Here is a 19,411-nt window from a genome sequence, read left to right as displayed (position 1 = left end):
GGGAAGAATGAAGAATTTATCAATTTATGTTCATATTCCGTTTTGTGTGAGGAAGTGTCTGTATTGTGACTTCCTGTCCTTTGGTGCGGGAGAAGAAAAGATCAGAGAATACTTCAAGGCACTGTGGCGGGAGATAGAATTAGCATCACTTGAGCATGGCTCTTATCAGGCTGTGGAAGATGGGTACTTTGTCAGATCCATCTTCTTTGGTGGTGGAACGCCGTCTTTCCCGGATTCCAGGTATATATGTGATACACTTGGACATATAAAGAAAAATTTTAATGTAAGCCCTGATGCCGAGATTACACTTGAGGTTAATCCGGCATCTGCTATGTATGATAAGCTTGTGGACTACAGAAATGCCGGATTTAACAGGATCAGTATTGGCGCTCAGTCTCTTAATGATGAGGAACTTAAGGGTATTGGGAGAGTTCATGATTCCAAAATGTTTTTTGAAACCTTTGAAAATGCCAGAAGGGCTGGCTTTGATAATATCAACATTGATGTGATGAGTGCACTTCCAGATCAGAACCTAAGGTCCTACATGGAGACTTTGAAAAAGGTTGTAGAGCTTAGACCTGAGCATATTTCTGCCTATAGTCTTATTGTGGAGGAAGGGACACCTTTTTATGATATGGACCTTAATCTTCCTTCTGAAGAGGAAGATAGGCAGATGTATCATGAGACCAAGAAATTTCTAGCGGAGCATGGATATCATAGATATGAGATATCAAATTATGCTCTTGATGGAATCGAAGAGGAAGATGCCATACATAGAGATAGTAGATGCACGTGGGAATATGATAAATACGAGTGCTACCACAATAAGGTATACTGGAAAAGAGGCAATTACTTAGGGCTTGGTCTTGGCGCATCCAGCATGGTAAACAATGTCAGATGGAAGAACCTAGAAGACATAAGGGAATATATTGAAGTTATGACAGGAGAGAGTTCTTTCTGCGAAGAGTACACTTCTCATTATGCGAACGAGGTATTTAAAAAGCTACGCCAGGAAGTTCAGGAGCTTTCAACTAATGAATGCATGGAAGAGTTTATGTTCCTGGGGCTTCGCCTTGTGTCTGGGGTAAATACTATAGAGTTTCAGAAAAATTTTGGAAGGAACATAAGAGAAGTTTACGGAAGTATAATTGATAAATACATTAAGATGGGCCTTTTAGAAGAATCAGGAGACAATCTGAGATTATCTGATAAGGGACTTGATGTCAGCAATACTGTTATGGCTGATTTTTTGCTTTGAAAATATTTGGTATCTAGAAAGGGAATTTTATGAACTACAATTTTTTTGCCCTAATATCAAGAATGAAATATATAGACAGATGGGCACTTATGAGAAATACAAGGCAGGAGAATCTGTGCGAGCACTCAATGGAAGTTGCTATGATCGCGCATGCTCTTTGTACTATAGGAAATGTGAGATATGGCAAGCATCTTGATGCCAATAAAGCGGCACTTATAGGTCTTTACCATGATGCGTCCGAGATCATCACTGGAGATATGCCTACTCCAGTTAAGTACTTCAATTCAGAGCTAAAGCACGCCTACAAGGAGGTTGAGGCTCTTGCAGACAGCAAGCTCCTTGATAAGCTTCCTGACGATATGAGGCCAATTTATGAGGATATTTTTATTCCTAGCGATACTGAGGAAGACAAATATATCAGAAAGCTTGTTAAGGCAGCAGATAAGCTCTCTGCTCTTATTAAGTGCATCAGCGAGGTCAATGTGGGCAATGCTGAGTTTAGGACTGCAAAAGATAGCACTGGTAAATCTATAAGAAAGCTTTATCAGGAGCTCCCTGAAGTTTTAGATTTTGTTAATGAATTCTTATCATCCTATGGAAATACGCTTGATGAGCTGACTTGATGAAAGTCAGCTCTTTCTTTTGCCGGAAAATGACGGTTTGCAGCATTTGATTTTTTTACGTATAAGCATCATAATTAATACGATAGACTGATACGAGATAACGCAGGATCTATAATCAATTATGCTCGAGATGAAGGGAATGATCTGCACATGTCAATGATAGAAGATATCCTTAAAGAGGCAAAAGAAAAAGGTGCATCTGACGTACATGTTACTGTTGGCCTTCCACCCAAGATGAGGTTAAATGGTAAGCTAATTGCTATGGAAAATTTCCCCAAACTTCTTCCTCCGGATACTCTGGCCATCGCAGAAGAAATAATGACAGAGAAACAGCTTGAGAAGCTGGAAGAAAATGGACAGCACGATATGTCTTTTTCTATTCGCGGAGTAGGAAGATACAGACTAAATGTATTCAAGCAAAGAGGGTCTGTGGCTCTGGCCTTTAGAGTTGTTGCTACAGAGATTCCATCTGCGGAGAGCCTTGGAATACCAGATGGGGTAAGTGAGCTCTACCTTAAAAAGCGTGGCCTTGTTTTGGTCACAGGCCCTACAGGTAGTGGTAAGTCTACAACCCTTGCTTCGATCATAGATAAGATCAACAACAATAGAGAAGCTCATGTTATAACCCTTGAGGATCCTATTGAGTTCACCTATCAGCATAGGATGTCTATTGTTAACCAAAGAGAAATCGGCACCGATTCTAATTCCTATGCCAATGCCTTAAGGGCAGCTCTTCGTGAGGATCCTGATGTCATTTTAGTTGGAGAAATGAGAGATCTGGAAACCATCAGTACAGCCATCACTGCAGCTGAGACAGGCCATTTGGTGCTATCAACTGTGCATACGATTGGAGCCAGCAATACAGTGGACAGACTTATAGATGTTTTTCCTTCCCATCAGCAGCAACAGATAAGAATTCAGCTGGCAAGCGTATTAGAGGCTATTGTATCACAACAGCTTATTCCAGCTAATGACGGCTCTTCAAGAGTTGCTGCCTTTGAAGTCTTACATGTCAATTCTGCGGTGAGAAACCTTATAAGAGAGGGTAAGTCCCATCAGCTGCTTACTGTAATGCAGACTAATCGCAAACAGGGAATGATTTCGATGGATGATGCTATTATAGAGCTATACAGAAGTCAAAAGATATCTCGGGAAATGGCAGTTCAATTTGCCCAGGATCCCGATACAATGCAGATGAAGATGCTAAGATGATATGACCGGCAGGTAATAAATAAAGCACCGTAGCCAAAAAAGACTACGGTGCTTTTTTTAAACTTTTTTCCTGAAGTAGACTCCTTCCTGAAGGATGAGTCCCTTATAAGTAAGGTCCATGAGCTTTGTCATAAGCTGAGGAATTGAGATATCTATGTCTCTGGAACTTAGGCCTTCGATTATGTTAGAGGCAGATACTGGAATGATATCGATAAGATCAAGGATTTCCTCATCTATGGTTTTCTCTGGCTCTTTTTCAAACAAATTCTCGTAAGAAAATTCGTCATTTCCAGATGAAGTATTGCTACAATCCTTTGCCTCAATTTCCCCTTTTTGGACAGAAGCAAAATGGGACAGCCGCTCTAGCACATCACTTACGCTTATGGCAACCCCCGCACCCTGGCTGATTAGAAGATTACAGCCATCGCTTAATCTATCGGTAACTCTTCCAGGAACCGCCAAAACTTCCCGCCCTTGCTCAAGGGCTGTATCCACAGTGATCTGCGTCCCGGACTTTTCCCTGGCCTCTATGACAAGAACAATATCTGCAAGACCGCTGATGATGCGGTTTCTCATAGGAAAGAAATTTGCCTTGGGCTCAGTTCCTGGCGGATATTCTGAAATGACTCCTCCATTTATGCAGAGCTGATCATAGATTGGCTTGTTTTCAGGAGGGTAGATATAATCAACTCCGCATCCAACTATGCCGTAGGAAGTTCCACCTGCTTCAAGTGCAGCTTTCTGGCTGATTCCATCGATGCCCCGGGCCATACCGCTGATAACCTGGACTCCTGCAAGGGCCAGGCCTCTTCCAAAGGTCCTTGCCATCTGCCTTCCGTAGTCAGAGCAGAGCCTTGCTCCGATAATGGCAACTGAGGGCTTTTTAGGGTCTGGGAGATTTCCCTTTACATAAATCGCAAAGGGGGGATCCGGGATATTTTTAAGCTTTTCTGGAAATCTTTTATCAATTCTTGGAATAAAAGATATTCCTTTGTCCTTGAGCTTTTTTGCCTCAAGCTCAAAATCCCAGCTTCTTTTTGAGTTTTCCAGGGACTTTATCCTTGCTGGTGTCAGGATGCCCTTAAACTCTTTGCTATCTGCCTCATATATTTCCTTACAGTTCATTCCGCTGCACAGGAGTTTATCAATGCTTTTGTTTCCAAGCCCAGGCACGTTAAAAAGCCAGTGGGCGTATTCATTTTCTGTTATCAAATTGTAATCCTCTTTCTTGTATTATTCTTCATTTTGATGCCAGTATTTGCCATCTGTCATGCGGTAGCCTACAGCTTCCATCAGGTGTATTTCCCTGATCTCGGGGGATTCGTCAATGTCAGCAATTGTCCTTGCTACACGCAGTATCTTGTGATAGGCTCTGGCGCTTAGCTCCATAGAGCAAAAGGCATGTTCCAAAAATGCCTGCTCTCTAAATCCAAGCTGGCAGTATTTCTTGATGTCGGCAGGAGTCATCTCGCTGTTAAAGCGGATACTGGTGCCTTTAAAGCGTTCCTTTTGCACCTGCCTTGCTTTTAAGACTCTTTCACGGATTGTCTTACTACTTTCATTTACTCTTTTTGTCTTTTCCGTAAGGTCTGAAATATCAACTCTTGGAGCTTCCACGCAGATATCAATCCTATCAAGTATGGGGCCGGAAATATGGCCCAGATACCTTCTGATCTCATTGGGAGTGCATTTGCATCTGTTTCTGTCGGGATAATAGCCGCAGGGACAAGGATTGAGGGCCCCTACTAACTGGAAATCCGATGGATAGGTGAAATTGCCCTTGGCTCTTACTATGTTGACGCGTCTGTCCTCAATTGGCTGACGCAAAAGATCTAACTTGGATCTGGGGAATTCTGGCATCTCATCAAGGAAAAGAACTCCTCTGTGTGCCAGAGATATGACACCGGGACGAGGTATGTTGCCACCGCCAGTCAGAGCTGTCTCGGTGATAAGGTGATGAGGACTCATGAAAGGCCTCTTAGTGATAAGTGCTTCATTTTCTCCCAGCATTCCTGCTACGGAATAGATTGTTGAAACTTCAAGACTCTCTGACAGCGAGAGAGGAGGCAGGATAGTTGGGATCCTCTTGGCTACCATGCTCTTTCCGGAACCTGGCGGACCTACGATCAGAATATGATGAAAACCTGCCGCGGCTACTTCTACAGCTCTTTTTACAGCGGCCTGACCATTGATATCTGAGAAGTCTACGTTCACATCCTCATATTCACTTTTTCTAAAAAGTTCTCCAATATCAACTCTGGTTGGGGCGATAAGAGAGTCTCTTTCCCTTTCTGAAGCGTTTAGATAGGCCACAGCTTCCGGAAGAGAAGAGATGCCAATGACCTTGATGCCTTCAATGACGGCACCTTCCCTTGCATTAACCTTTGGCAAAAGAACTGTCTTAAAGCCGGCTTCCTTGGCTTTGATAACGATTGGAAGTGTTCCGCTTATATGCTTGACTTCCCCATCAAGTCCAAGTTCGCCCAAAACCAATATATCTTTTAGATTATCTTCGGGGATTTCCCCAAGAGCAGACAATATTCCTATTGCTACAGGAAGATCAACTATGATTCCTTCCTTTTTGATGTCTGCAGGAGATAGGTTAATGGTGACCTTAGAAGCGGGAATCTTAAATCCCATGTTTTTCAAAGCAACCCGGACTCTGTCGCCTGCTTCCTTGACTTCGCCACTCATAAAACCAACCATGCTAAAGCCTGGTAAACCATCTGAAACATCCACTTCAACCTGCAAAAGGTATGAGGAAATGCCATGGACAGCACCAGAAAAAATAGAACTGAACATTATTACCTCTTTCTATTTGGCATAGACAAAATCGACTGGGTAATTATATATAATCCCTCCAGATAAATCTTTGGGATTTTCTTAATGTTTTCTTAAGATTTTATGTATGTCTGTATAACGTAAAAATATGTACGCAACAAAAGAAATGCCTCAGTGGCATCACTAATTGACAATGTGCACAAAGGGATAAAAGCCCGCTATTGGTGCGGTTTTGCGTGCGCACCCGATTGCGCCAAACGTTACCGGTAACGTAACCGAAAACGTTTCCGACTCAAAAGTCAATGTGCACATTGTATAAAAAGGTAAACAGTTTATCATACAAAATGCTTTATTGACAAAAAAGTGCACAAAGAATACACTTTTTTATAGAGCAACCGATTGCGCTTTGCGCAACCGGCAAAATGCTATCAACATACCGTTGATTGGCATATTTATAATTTATGGAGGGAATAAAATGAAAAAGAAATTGGTATCTGTTTTATTAACAGCTGCTATGGGCGCTTCTCTTTTAGCAGGATGTGGCCAGCAGGCAGCAGACACAACACAGACAAGTGAGCCAGCTCAGACAACTGAAACAACTGAGACAGCTCCTGCTACTGAGACAACTGAGGCAGCTCCAGAAGCTTCTGCAGAAGTTGATCCAGCAGCTTATGATGGCAAGGAAGTTAAGGTTTGGGTTGCTGAGAACGTAGTAGACTTCACAAACGAGCAGATCGAAGCTTTCAAGACAGCTTATCCTCAGTATGCAGGTGTTAACTTCACAGTTGAGGCAGTTGGTGAAGGTGATGCAGCTGGTAACATGATCACAGACGTTACAGCTGGTGCAGATGTATTCGGATTCGCACAGGATCAGCTTACAAGACTTGTAACAGCTAATGCTCTTGAAGAGGTTAACCCAGATTACCTTTCAGCTGTAGAGTCAGCTAACTCAGCAGGTGTTGTTGAGGCTGGTAAGGTAGGCGGAACACTTTATGCTTATCCTATGACAGCAGATAACGGATATTTCCTTTACTACGATAAGAGCGTTGTAACAGATCCTTCAACTCTTGAGGGAATCATCGAGCAGTGCGAAGCTGCAGGCAAGAACTTCTACATGGATATGACAGGATGGTATCAGGTAGCATTCTTCTTTGGTACAGGATGCCAGCTTACATATGATACAGACGATCAGGGTAACTTCACAGGATGCAATGTTGACTATGCTTCAGATAAGGGTCTTGTAGCTCTTAAGAAGATGATCGAGGTTGCTTCTTCATCAGCTTACCAGGCTGGTTCTTCAGCAGGCGATGCTGTTAACTATGCAGCAATCATCGATGGAACATGGGATGCAGATACAGTAAAGAGCGTTCTTGGCGACAACTATGCTTGTGCTAAGCTTCCTACATTCACAGGTTCTGATGGAAACACATACCAGCTCAGCGGATTCAACGGATGCAAGCTTCTTGGTGTTAAGCCACAGGAAGACGAAGATAAGCTTCAGATCTGTGATGACCTTGCTTACTACCTTACAAGTGAGGAAGTTCAGCTTGCAAGATTCAACGCAGTTGGCTGGGGCCCTTCAAACTTAAATGCACAGGCTTCAGACGCAGTTAAGGCTAACGAAGCTCTTTCAGCTCTTGCAGAGCAGTTCGCATACACAATTCCTCAGGGCAACTATCCTGGAGATTACTGGACACGTGCTGAGTCCCTTGCAGGCGATGTTAAGGATTCATTCCAGAAGGCTTCTGACGAAGACCTTACAAAGGCTCTTGAAGCATATCAGGCTGACCTTGAGTCTTATGCTAAATAATTTGCTTTAAAAAGCGATTGTTTGACTGATCAATGTTCTTCCGGCGGAAAAACTTTTTCGCCGGAAGAATTACTGTATATAAAAACATTTGGAGGAAGCTGGTATGGCTAAAACAAAAGATGGCCAGAAAAAGAAAAATGCAGTAGCTAATTTCCTTGGGGTTCTTGGAAACGATATTAAGGATATTGGCGTAACATTTAAGGAGGGGGATTTTAAGACAAGATTATCATTTCTGATCTTTGGATTTGGATCTCTTCTTAGGGGATTATGGCTGCGCGGCCTTGCTCTTCTGGCTGCAGAGGCAGGTCTTTTATATTTCATTATTACATTTGGATGGCAATATATGTCCAAGATCACAACTCTTGGAACAGTTGCTACAACCAAGCAGGGTAGAAAAACTGTTTATGGAGACAACAGCTTTTTGATCTTGTTGTTTGGTCTTCTGACTATATTTGCGGTTATTGCCTTTATTGCGATCTGGAGAATCAATGTCAGGGTAAATCGCAATGAACAGCTTATTTTAAAGAACGGCAGAACGCTTCCTACAAATGGAGATGATTTCAAGTCACTTTTTGATTCAAACTTCGACAAGACACTTCTTGCTCTTCCTGTAACAGGAATTTTTGTATTTACCGTTTTACCTATTATTTTCATGATCTGTATAGCATTTACTAATTACGATGCTAACCATCAGCCACCTTCAAATCTCTTTTCCTGGGTTGGACTTGAGAACTTTAAAAATCTGTTCTCTTTCGGAACAGCAGGATTTGGTGGAACTTTCATAGTAGTACTTGTCTGGACTTTGGTTTGGGCATTCTTTGCTACATTTATTGATTATTTCCTTGGAATAGCAGTAGCGATGCTGATCAACAAGAAAGGTATCCGTTTTAAGAAACTCTGGAGAACAATTCTTGTTATGACAATTGCTGTTCCTCAGTTTGTTTCACTTCTTTATGTTTCAAAGCTCTTTGCAAACGACGGACTTATCAATGGATATCTCCTGAAGTGGGGTGTAATAGATCAGGCAATTCAGTTCTGGGTAAACCCAACACTTGCAAAGATCACAATCATTGTGGTAAACATCTGGATCGGTATTCCTTACATGATGCTTATTGCAACTGGACTTCTTATGAATATTCCTGAAGATCTCTATGAGAGTGCAAGGATAGACGGTGCAACTCCATGGCAGATGTTCGTTAATATTACAATGCCTTACATGCTGTTTGTAACAGGACCTTTCCTTCTTACACAGTACACAGGAAACCTTAATAACTTTAACGTTATATTCCTTCTGACACAGGGCCAGCCCAAGACTGGAAACCTTGTTGGCGGAGCAGGCCGTACAGACCTTCTTATCACCTGGCTTTATAAGATGACCATCAACGACACCAACTATCGTATGGCTGCTGTTATCGGTATCATGGTATTTGTTGTTACAGCGGGTATAAGCCTTGTTGTTTATAACTTATTACCATCAGTTAAAGATGAGGAGGGATTCCAATAATGGCTAAGAATACAACAGGTTCTATGAAAAGAAAAAGAGCTTTAGGTAACTTCTTTGGTTACATTTTACTTATACTCATAAGCCTTATATGGCTCTTTCCATATTTTGGCTTGCTTATGGCCAGCTTCAGGTCATATGTTCCAGAAGTAGAGTATGGCGGAATGGTAGATTATATTATTCCTCACACATTCTCTTTGGACAACTACAGATTCCTCTTTAATGGGGAAACAAACTATGTGAGATGGTATATGAATACACTGGTTATTTCTATATTCGTTTCACTCTTTAATACAATTATTGTTTTGTGCGTAAGCTATGCACTTTCACGTATGCGTTTTAAGGGCAGGACTTTCCTTATGAGATTTTGGCTCATCCTTGGAATGTTCCCTGGATTCCTTACAATGATCTGTCTGTACTTCCTGTTAAAGCAGATGGGACTTACTCAGGCAGGCGCTGTGCCAGGTCTTATCCTCGTATCTATAGCAAGCTCAGGTATGGGCTACTATGTATGTAAGGGCTATTTTGATACAATTCCTAAGGCTCTTGATGAGGCTGCCAGAATTGATGGTGCTTCCCGCGCAAGGATTTTCTTTACAATGATAATTCCTATGGCTAAGCCTATCATTATCTACACAGCTCTTGTGGCATTTATGGGCCCATGGTGCGATTATGTATTTGCTTCATATATCGCTTTTGGTCATGATAAGAGCTACAACGTTGCTGTTGCCATGCAGAGATGGATGGTTGTTGGCGACTATCAGGGATACTTCACAAGATTCTGCGCAGGCGGTATTGTGGTAGCTGTTCCTGTAACTATCCTCTTCATGTTCCTTCAGAAATACTACGTTGAGGGCGTAACTGGTGGTGCAGTAAAGGGCTGAGAACGAAAGGTATAATATTTATGCCAGACGATAAAATTACAATAGACGATGTGGCCAGGGCGCTTGGCATATCCAAGACTACCGTATCCAGGGCAATTTCTGGTAAGGGCAGGGTTGGAGTTGATACCAAGGCCAAGGTCATGGAGTATATAGAAAAACATAATTACAGGCCAAATGTCATGGCAAGAGCACTTGCTCAGCAGAGAACTTTCAATATTGGAGTGGTGTGGCCAGATGACTACAATGCTGTGGATCTTCCTTTTTTTCAGAGATGCATGATAGGCATGAGCGAGATAACATCGAGTTTTGGCTACGATATAGTTGTTTCCCTGATAGCAGGCGGCGATATTTCCGGACTTAGGAGAATCATAGAAAACCATAAGGTTGACGGTGTTATCCTTACAAGGACAATGGTAAACGATGCGCCGGCTGAATATCTGAAGGAGGCAGGAATTCCGTTTGTAGCCATAGGCAAGACTACAGACCCGGATATTATCTCTGTTGACAATGACAATTATGATGCCTGTAAGGAACTTACGTCGATTCTTCTTGCAAAGGGGCTTCGCAAACTTGCGCTTATAGGCGGTTCTACTAACCACTATATTACAAGAACCAGATATGAAGGCTTTGCAGCGGCATTTGAGGATGCCAAGCTGGATATAGATCAGAATCTTATCTATCTTGATGTTGATAACAACTTAAGAGTTGCTGGAATAATCAAGAGCCTTCTTAAGAAGAACATTGATGGTGTTATCTGTATGGATGACAGCATTGCAGGAGAAGTTATAGCAAGATGCAGGGATGAACATATAAAGATCCCTGAGGATCTTCGGGTTGCATCTTTTTACAACAGTTCGCTTCTTGACAGTACAATTCCTTCTGTAACATCACTTAATTTTAATGACAAGAATCTTGGAGCCGAGGCGGCCAGAACTCTACTTGCAATAATTGACGGTGAAAATGTACAGAACAAGATGCTTAGAAATTATGAGGTTATATTAAAAGAAAGCACCAAGTAATCAAACAGGGCGATGATAGTAATAGAATTTATCACCGCCCTGAATTCATGTAATGAGGACAATATTATGAAAATAAGTAGCAAAACTCAGCTCGGATACGACAATGTAAGTCTTCTTGTGGATGGCAAAAGATGGTTCCCTATGATGGGAGAGATGCACTTTAGCAGATATCCCAAAAAGAACTGGGAAGAGGAACTATGCAAGATGAAGGCTGGAGGAATAGATATAGTTTCACTCTATGTCATTTGGATCCATCATGAGGAGATACAGGGCCAGTTCGATTTTACAGGCGACAGATGCCTTAGGGATTTCCTTGAAACAGTAAAAAGAGTTGGCATGTACAGCATTCTTAGAATTGGTCCCTGGGCTCACGGCGAGGCCAGAAACGGAGGCTTCCCAGACTGGGTACTTGAGGATGCCAAGGACAAGAACTACGAAGTAAGATCCAATGATCCTTTATATCTTTCACATGTAAAGAAATTCTACGAAAAGACCTATGAGCAGGCTAAGGGCTTTTTCATCAAAGACGATGGTCCTATTATCGGAATCCAGATTGAGAACGAGTATGGCCATTGCGGAGGCTTCTCAGGAGAAAAAGGCGAAGAACACATGCGCACCCTCAAGAAGATGGCCCAGGAAATTGGTTTTGATACACCAATTTATACAGCAACAGGCTGGGGCGGAGCTGTGACTGGCGGCATGCTTCCTGTAATGGGCGGCTACTGCGAGGCGCCATGGGACCAGAGACTTGGCGAGATCGAGCCTAGTGGCAATTATATCTTCACAAGAGAGAGAAATGACCACAACATCGGCTCTGACCATGGCTTGGGAGCCGGCATCACTTTTGATATGGATAAATTCCCATTCCTTACAGCTGAGCTTGGTGGAGGCCTTCAGGTAACTCACCACAGAAGACCAATTGCTTCGGGCCTTGATACAGCTGCTATGTCCATGGTAAAAATGGCAAGCGGAGCAAATCTTTTGGGATATTACATGTACCATGGCGGAACTAATCCTAAGGGAAAAATTACAACTCTTCAGGAATGCAGAGAAACAGGCTATCCTAATGATCTTCCTGAGTATTCCTATGATTTTAATGCTCCTCTTCGCGAGTATGGACAGATGGAGGATACCTACAGAGAGGTAAGACTTCTTGCTACTTTTGTTCACGATTTTGGAAATGATCTTTGCGACATGCCTCTTTGCGAGCAGCCTGGAAACCCTCTTAAGCCAGATAATCTTACAGACCTCAGGACTTCTGTGAGATACAAGAAAAAGAAAAACGAAGATGGCAGGGAGTACAATTCTGGTTATCTGTTTGTCAATAACTACCAGAGAAGGTACGAGATGGCGCTTCACAAGGAAAAAGAATTAAAGGCCTATGCTGAGGATGGCAAGACAGTACTTGCAAGCTTTGCTGGCCGTGATGTAGAAGATGGAAACTTTTTCTTTTACCCATTTAACATGGAAGTTGGAAAAAAAGCCCTTCTTACTATAGATGCAACTCCTATGTGCGTGATCCATGATATAGACGCTGACCACCACAATGCTTACGTATTCTACACTGATACTGACAGGGAAGTGACCATGGACGTATCAGGTGATCTTGGTGGTGATCAGATAATTGTATTAAGCAGAGAGGAAGCTCTCCATGGCAGCAAGGTTGTTATCGGCTCTAGAGAACACCTTATTATTTCAAAGGCTGATGCAATAACATGTCCTGATGGTAGTGTAAATCTTTTGTACGAGGCTTCTGAAACTTCCAAGTTGGAATTCAGGGCTTTCCCTGATCTTTCAAATGCAGATATATCTTTTGACTGCAAAAAGAAATCAGATATAGCTGAAGGCTACACTTCGTCAGAGGTTTTTGCTATATATGAGAGCAAAAATGAGTATACAAATGATGCAAGTGTAGAAGTAACTCAGATAAAAGAGCCTGCATCCTACCTTGAAGCACCTGACAGATATGGCAAAAATGACAGAGCCTTCTTTGAAGTTGATGTAAAGAATATTCCAGAGGCTTCAAACGAAGTCTACATGCATATTGCTTACGAAGGCGACACTGCTGCTTTGTTTGTAGGTGGAGAAATTGCTACAGACAGCTTCTATACTGGACAGGAGTGGGAGATAGGCCTTAAAAGGTATGCAGATACAGAGTTTAGAGGCGAGATAGTCATGACTCCACTGTATGAGAGTGACAAAGAAAAAATGTATCTTCAGAACTGGCCTACTATGGAAGATGGCAAGGCATTAAGATTAAATCAGATACGATTAACTACACAATATACTATCAAAATTTCATAAATTGACTTATAATAGTGGTATCGGAATTATGTTTTCCGATACCACTTTTGAGGTATGAAAATGGCTGACGATATGACTATGACTTATTCTGCGATAGTTCGGGATAAGGACAACAGAAAAATTGTCCGTGTCAAATTTGAGAGAAATGGGACGCAGGGGCCTGAGGTAGCGGAAGGGCTTTTGCCAGATTGCAGGATTGTCAGCCACAATGGCTATTCTGCACAGGAGCTTGCAGGATTGGAGGAGTATTTGCGGGGGAATCTTGATGAAATTATGAGTAAAGCCAAGGTGATCAGTAACCCGCTAAAATGGCTTTAACCTTTCTAGCTGGAGGCTAGCGCATGCAGTATAACTACTACTTTGATATTTGCGCTATTTGTATAATTGTGACTATAGCCGTGACTTCTTTGTCCAGAAGGTCTGTTCCTGCGTACAGACAAAGAGCTTATGGCCTTCTTATTAGTGCGGTTTTTATAGCTGCTGTAGCTGAGAGACTTGAAACGATTCTTCAGATGCACCCTGTAGCTGCGTGGTGGTACCCTTACGCTGAAATGGCTGCAGGTTCTGTCTACTTTTTATTTCACCTGTTTTCTGCAACTACATATTTTTACTATATTCTGGCAGTCCTTGATATATACATAAATTTCAGGGATCTAAAGAGCTTTGCTATATGCGGCCTGGGCATTACAACAGGTGCACTGCTGGTTTTAATAAATTTCTTTTACCCGATCCTTTTCTATTATTCAGAGGATGGTATCTATCACAGAGGGAAGTTTATCTGGGTTTGCTATCTGCTGGCATTTTACTATGTCTTAGGCGGTGTATTTCTGATGCTCAGGTATAACAACCTCATGAGGCTAAAGACAAGGGTTGTTATTGCTTCCTACGTAGTTTTTGTCTTTATTGGAATTGCCCTTCAGTATTTCTACCCAACGCTTCTTATTGAGAATTTCTGCAATACGATCAGTGCAACTTTAGTTTATATTACTCTCCAGAATCCAAGTGAAATGGTTGATGACAACCTTAATATGCTTAATAGAAAGGCTTTTTTAGAGGGTCTTGAGCTAAAGATAAGGAGAAAAAGCCGCCACGCCATTATATTCGTGACTATTGATAATATCAGGGCGCTGAGTTCGGAAATTGGATATAACCAGTCACACATGGTCATCAAGATGATCGCCAAGTACCTTAAGTCTATTGGCTACAAGGCAATGAAGCTTCAGAGTTATGCCTACAGGTATGATGAAAACACTTTTGCTATAACTGTTCAGGCAAATTCTGAAGAAAAAGCAAGGCATCTATTAGCAGTCATAGCCCAAAGGCTTGATGAGCCGTGGAATAGTGGCGGCATGGCTATCAGGATAGAGGGACATTGCTTTTTGATGCGCTACCCGGAGGATTATATGTCTTACTCAGAGCTTATGAGTAAGCTTGACCTTATATGTGATGACATTGCAGACCGCAAGGAAATAATAGTGGATATAGACAGCAATGAATATAAAGAGCTCAAGAAAGCCAGGGATTTCGACGCCATGGCCAGAAACGCTCTTGAAGGAAAAACAGCCAGTATCAGATATCAGCCTATGCTGTCCAAAGTCTACAGGATCAATTACTGCGCAGATGTTATCTGCTTTCTTACTGATGAAAATGGCAATGAGATTGATGCCAGGCAGTATATTACGGACTATAAAGTAACTCAGGCTCTCATGGATACAGACGAATTTGTATATAGAAGAGCTTGCAGAGCTCTGGCTTTTTGGAATGCGGGAGATAAAAAGGGCAAGTACAGGGCTATAGTAGGCCTTTCTCAGGGCGAAATATCTAAAAATGACTTTGTCAGGAGAATGAAGAAAATCCTGAGAGAAGAAAAGGCAGAAGCATCCTGGATCAATCTAAAGCTTACAGAAACGACCCTTACCACCATGAATAAGGTTGCAGAGCACAATCTAAGGATCATGGGTGATCTGAACAGCAATATCATAGTGGACAAGTTTGGAAGCGGATATGGCGACCTGGATAGGATATTATCACTTCCTGTCTCTCAGGTTAATCTTGATGTAAAAGTTCTCAGAATGGCCAGAGAATCAGAAAAGATGAGACTGGTGGCTGAGGGCATGGTGAATCTTTTCCATGATGTCAGCATATTTGTAGGGGCATCAGGTATTGAAAATGAAGATGATAAGCTAATGGCAGAAGAAATTGGCTGCGACTATCTTATAGGTGATTATATGGGAGCTCCTATGAAGGACAGTTCCTATGTAAAGTTTATTGATGCATACTTTGAGGAAGGTTAAACTTTATGGAACTACTTACTAACCCTCAAACTTATGAGCCTTGTTTTTCCATAGCATCGCTGGTGCTTTTGTTTGTTACCTTTGGCATCCATTTATCTGAGGAAAAACAATTCAATACACAGGGCCGCTTTTTTGGGGCTCTTGTTGTTGATGCAATCTTGCTTAATCTCATGGGATTTTTGCATACACTGTATCTGTATAATGATCATGCACATCTTGTGATTGGAACTGAACTCAATAGTTATATTGTTCTTACTGAAAAGATAGCAGCGCATCTTATTCCGTTTTTTGCTATCAGATATGTTATGAGTATCTTCCAGATTGAAACGGATAACATCCTAAAGAAAGCACTGCTTATCCTGCCTACAGTTTATTCAATGATTGTATTCATGGTGGGATTTTATACTGGCTTTTATTTTTACTTTACCCAGGAAGGACAGCTCAAGTACATATATCCCCAGGGAGCTACAGTATACCTTGCGACGGACCTGTATTTTATCTTTGCCACATATCTTTTGGTAAAATATACAAGATCTCTTAGTACGGAGAAGTCGTCTGCTCTTTGGATCTTCTATATTCTGATGTTTTTGGCTGTGCCTATAAGGATCATTACTAAATCAAGCTGCATTTTTGAGTTTAGTGTATCTTTGTCACTTCTCCTGTGCGTCTATACTTTCCAAAATCCAAGTGAATTTATTGACAGGATTTCAGGAGCGGCAACCAAGACAGCTCTGAATTTCATAATCAACACAAATCTTTTGCAAAAGAGAGAGTTTACCCTTTTAGGTATTCATATTGATAGATTTTCTGTGGTTATTGGAGAAAAGTCTCCTGAACTTGCTTACGAGCTGTTATCCCAGATTACAGATTATCTAAAGGGATTTAGCCCTGAAAAAACTGTATTTTTTACAGATAATGAGGACTTTTGCATTATCTTTCCTAACACCATGCCGGATGAAACAGTTATTGTAAGAACTGTGGAGCAGCTTCGAAAGCGCTTCAAGGAAGTGTGGAAAGTTGGAAATGAGGAGATGAAATTCTTTGAAACTCCGTATGCTATAGCCTTTCCTGATGAAGCTGATTCTATAGAAAGATATAACGAGGTAAGAGGCGTTCTTGGGAAAGTATTATCCAAGCAGAGCAGGGAAATAATCAGGGTTTCTGACTTAAATCTCAAGGTTGTTGAACATGACAAAAAGATTGATAGTATAGTCAAGCATGCTCTTGAAGAGGGAATTTTAGAGGTTTACTATCAGCCTATTTATTCTCCAAGTACTGGCAAGTTTTCTTCCTGCGAAGCTCTTCTTCGTCTGAAAGACCCTCAGCTTGGCTTTATTTCTCCTGCAATATTCATGCCTATTGCAGAGAGAAACGGTACAATCCTTGCCATAGACAGATTTGTTTTGGCAGCAGTATGTGAGATGCTCTCAACTTCAGATGCCAGAAAATATGGACTTGAGTATACAGAGGTCAATCTTTCAGTAGTTGACTGTATCCAGGCTAATCTGGTGGATAATGTAAAGAGCACTCTCAGTAAGTATCAGGTAAAGCCCTCCGAGATAAACTTTGAAGTAACAGAGACTTATGATCAGGGCATTTCAGCCTCCATGGATGAGAATATAGAAAAACTCATGGATATAGGTATCTCTTTTTCCATGGACGATTTTGGAACGGGCTATTCCAACATCGCCAGAATAGCTGCGATGCCGGCTGAGCTCTTTAAACTTGATAAGAGCATTATTCAGTCTGCTTTTGAATCAGAAACTTCATATATGGTCATGATCAATCTGGTCAAGATCATTAAATCTTTGGGAAAAGAAATAGTGGCAGAGGGAGTTGAGACTGGCGAACAGGCAAGACAGCTTATAAAACTAGGCTGTGATCATATACAGGGGTTCTTTTATGCAAGACCAATGCCTAAGGATCAGTTCATTCAGTTTCTTAGAGACCACAATGGTTAGAGTATCAGGCACTTTAACAAGGCATTGCAAAGAATTGTGGTGAAGTGTATTATAATCTAGGAAAATTAGAATTATAGGAAGGTAGTATATGGCACTTATAAAGAAACCCGTTACTGGAATGAGAGACATTCTTCCCACAGAAATGCAGCTTAGAGATTACTGCATTGGGATTATCAAAAAGACATATTCAGAATTTGGCTTTACATCTATTGAAACACCTGTAGTTGAGTCTTTGGCTAACTTAAACAGCAAGCAGGGTGGAGAAAATGAGAAGCTTATCTTCAAAGTAATGAAAAGAGGAGAGAAGCTTGACCTTGCCAATGCCAAGGAGGAAAACGATCTTACAGATTCAGGTCTTCGCTATGATCTGACTGTTCCACTTGTTCGTTTCTATGCAAATCACGCAAATGAGCTCCCGGCTCCTTTCAAGGCACTTCAGATGGGAAGTGTATTTAGGGCTGATAGACCACAGAAGGGTAGATATCGTCAGTTTATGCAGTGCGATATTGATATCCTCGGTGAGCCTTCTAACCTTGCAGAGATTGAGCTTATTCTTGCTACAACTACAACTCTTGGAAGACTTGGCTTTAAGGATTTCAAGATCCGTATAAATGACAGGAGAATGCTCAAGGCAATGGCAGCCTACAGCGGATTTTCCGAGGAAGAGTATGACAATGTGTTCATAACTCTTGATAAGATGGACAAGATCGGAATTGATGGTGTAGCGCAAGAGCTTGTTAAGCAGGGCTATCCTCAGGAGAATGTTGATAAGTATCTTGAACTTTTCAAGGAAACAGAGGGCAAAAAGAACCTTGAAGCTATCAAAGTGATTGCTGACAAGATTGGTGATTTCCTGGATGAAGATACCAGAAATAACCTTGATGAGATCATAAGCAGCGTAGATTCTGCCAAGAATGCACAGTTTGAGATGGAGTTTGATCCTACTCTTGTACGTGGAATGAGCTATTACACAGGAACTATTTTTGAAATTGCCATGACTCAGTATGGCGGAAGCTGCGGCGGTGGCGGACGTTATGACAAGATGGTTGGCAAGTTCCTGGGACAGGATACACCCGCCTGCGGTTTCTCTATTGGATTTGAGCGTATCATCATGATCATGATGGATGAAGGCTTCAAGATTCCTGGCGCCAGTGACAATGTTGCTTTTCTTATTGAGAAGGGCATAAAGGGCGAGAGACTTACTGAGATCATCAAAGAGGCCCAGAAAGAGCGTGCAGCTGGTAAGAAGGTTCTGACAGTCCGCATGGCCAAGAATAAGAAATTCCAGAAGCAGCAGCTAGCTGAACAGGGCTATGATGACATCAGAGATTTCTATGACAAACCTCTTAACTAATCTAAATTAGTAATATTTTGAGAGTTTTTGCGTTGCTGTGGGGATTTCTTTTGTGAGATTATAAAAGAAAAACCAGATTGGGGGTAAGCAACATGATAAGAAAAGGTTTCAAAATGAAATTGTATCCAGGAATGGAAAAGGAGTATGAGAAAAGACACAATGAGCTGTGGCCTGAAATGCAGCAGATGATCCACGAGCACGGTGGCCATAACTATAGTATTTATCTCGATCCTGAGACTTTAGTCCTTTATGGATACATAGAAATAGAAGACGAGGAGCTTTGGGCAAAGAGTGCTGACACTGCTATAAATCGCAAGTGGTGGGATTTTATGGCTGATATCATGGAGACTAATCCAGACAACAGCCCGGTTGCAGTAGATCTGCACCCTGTGTTCCATTTAGACTGATAA

The 19,411-nt window shown here is 41.7% G+C and carries 15 protein-coding genes; 13 read left to right on the top strand and 2 right to left on the bottom strand.

The window, feature by feature from the left end:
- The first annotated feature begins 7 nt into the window (after positions 1–7).
- From hemW to G631_RS0111695, 3 genes are all read left to right on the top strand, one after another.
- Positions 8–1,258: a radical SAM family heme chaperone HemW gene (gene hemW, locus G631_RS0111705; RefSeq protein ID WP_035789758.1), complete on the top strand. Its 1,251-nt coding sequence runs from the start codon at positions 8–10 to the stop codon at positions 1,256–1,258.
- Between the two features lie 29 nt (positions 1,259–1,287).
- Positions 1,288–1,881, top strand: coding sequence for a 5'-deoxynucleotidase (gene yfbR / locus G631_RS0111700; protein WP_026489607.1), 594 nt, complete (start codon positions 1,288–1,290; stop codon positions 1,879–1,881).
- Between the two features lie 150 nt (positions 1,882–2,031).
- On the top strand, positions 2,032–3,093 hold the full coding sequence (locus tag G631_RS0111695) for a type IV pilus twitching motility protein PilT (protein WP_026489606.1): 1,062 nt from the start codon (positions 2,032–2,034) through the stop codon (positions 3,091–3,093).
- 57 nt (positions 3,094–3,150) lie between these two features.
- Here the strand turns inward: G631_RS0111695 and dprA are convergent, their stop codons facing one another.
- Both dprA and G631_RS0111685 read right to left on the bottom strand, forming a co-directional pair.
- Complete coding sequence (gene dprA, locus G631_RS19015; protein WP_051197186.1) at positions 3,151–4,305, bottom strand: DNA-processing protein DprA; 1,155 nt, start codon at positions 4,303–4,305, stop codon at positions 3,151–3,153.
- Positions 4,306–4,326: 21 nt separating this feature from the next.
- Entirely contained in the window at positions 4,327–5,895 is a 1,569-nt protein-coding gene (locus G631_RS0111685) for a YifB family Mg chelatase-like AAA ATPase (protein ID WP_026489605.1), read from the bottom strand.
- A gap of 454 nt (positions 5,896–6,349) precedes the next feature.
- On the opposite strand from G631_RS0111685, the gene G631_RS0111680 reads away from it, so the two are divergent.
- From G631_RS0111680 to rhaM, 10 genes are all read left to right on the top strand, one after another.
- Positions 6,350–7,684, top strand: coding sequence for an extracellular solute-binding protein (locus G631_RS0111680; protein ID WP_026489604.1), 1,335 nt, complete (start codon positions 6,350–6,352; stop codon positions 7,682–7,684).
- A 103-nt stretch (positions 7,685–7,787) separates the two neighbouring features.
- Positions 7,788–9,188, top strand: a complete 1,401-nt coding sequence (locus G631_RS19010; protein WP_035789756.1) for a carbohydrate ABC transporter permease — start codon at positions 7,788–7,790, stop codon at positions 9,186–9,188.
- Positions 9,188–10,069 carry a sugar ABC transporter permease gene (locus G631_RS0111670; protein WP_026489603.1) on the top strand — a complete coding sequence of 294 codons (882 nt, stop codon included), beginning with the start codon at positions 9,188–9,190 and terminating at the stop codon, positions 10,067–10,069. Before G631_RS19010 ends, G631_RS0111670 begins: the two co-directional genes overlap by 1 nt.
- 20 nt (positions 10,070–10,089) lie before the next feature.
- Positions 10,090–11,088 (top strand): LacI family DNA-binding transcriptional regulator, encoded by a 999-nt coding sequence (locus tag G631_RS0111665; RefSeq protein WP_026489602.1) that lies wholly within the window; start codon positions 10,090–10,092, stop codon positions 11,086–11,088.
- A 66-nt stretch (positions 11,089–11,154) separates the two neighbouring features.
- Positions 11,155–13,392, top strand: coding sequence for a beta-galactosidase (locus tag G631_RS0111660; protein WP_035789755.1), 2,238 nt, complete (start codon positions 11,155–11,157; stop codon positions 13,390–13,392).
- A gap of 60 nt (positions 13,393–13,452) precedes the next feature.
- Positions 13,453–13,710, top strand: coding sequence for a hypothetical protein (locus tag G631_RS0111655; protein WP_051197182.1), 258 nt, complete (start codon positions 13,453–13,455; stop codon positions 13,708–13,710).
- A gap of 23 nt (positions 13,711–13,733) precedes the next feature.
- Positions 13,734–15,686, top strand: coding sequence for an EAL domain-containing protein (locus G631_RS0111650; RefSeq protein WP_026489599.1), 1,953 nt, complete (start codon positions 13,734–13,736; stop codon positions 15,684–15,686).
- Positions 15,687–15,691: 5 nt separating this feature from the next.
- Positions 15,692–17,647 (top strand): EAL domain-containing protein, encoded by a 1,956-nt coding sequence (locus G631_RS0111645; RefSeq protein WP_026489598.1) that lies wholly within the window; start codon positions 15,692–15,694, stop codon positions 17,645–17,647.
- A gap of 88 nt (positions 17,648–17,735) precedes the next feature.
- Entirely contained in the window at positions 17,736–19,001 is a 1,266-nt protein-coding gene (hisS, locus tag G631_RS0111640; RefSeq protein WP_026489597.1) for a histidine--tRNA ligase, read from the top strand.
- A 92-nt stretch (positions 19,002–19,093) separates the two neighbouring features.
- Entirely contained in the window at positions 19,094–19,408 is a 315-nt protein-coding gene (gene rhaM / locus G631_RS0111635) for an L-rhamnose mutarotase (protein ID WP_026489596.1), read from the top strand.
- Positions 19,409–19,411 lie beyond the last annotated feature (3 nt).

It is taken from the genome of Butyrivibrio sp. XBB1001 (assembly GCF_000424505.1).
Lineage (GTDB): Bacteria > Bacillota > Clostridia > Lachnospirales > Lachnospiraceae > Butyrivibrio.
Note: the sequence above shows the minus strand (reverse complement) of the source record. Positions and strands in the feature narration are given on the sequence as shown.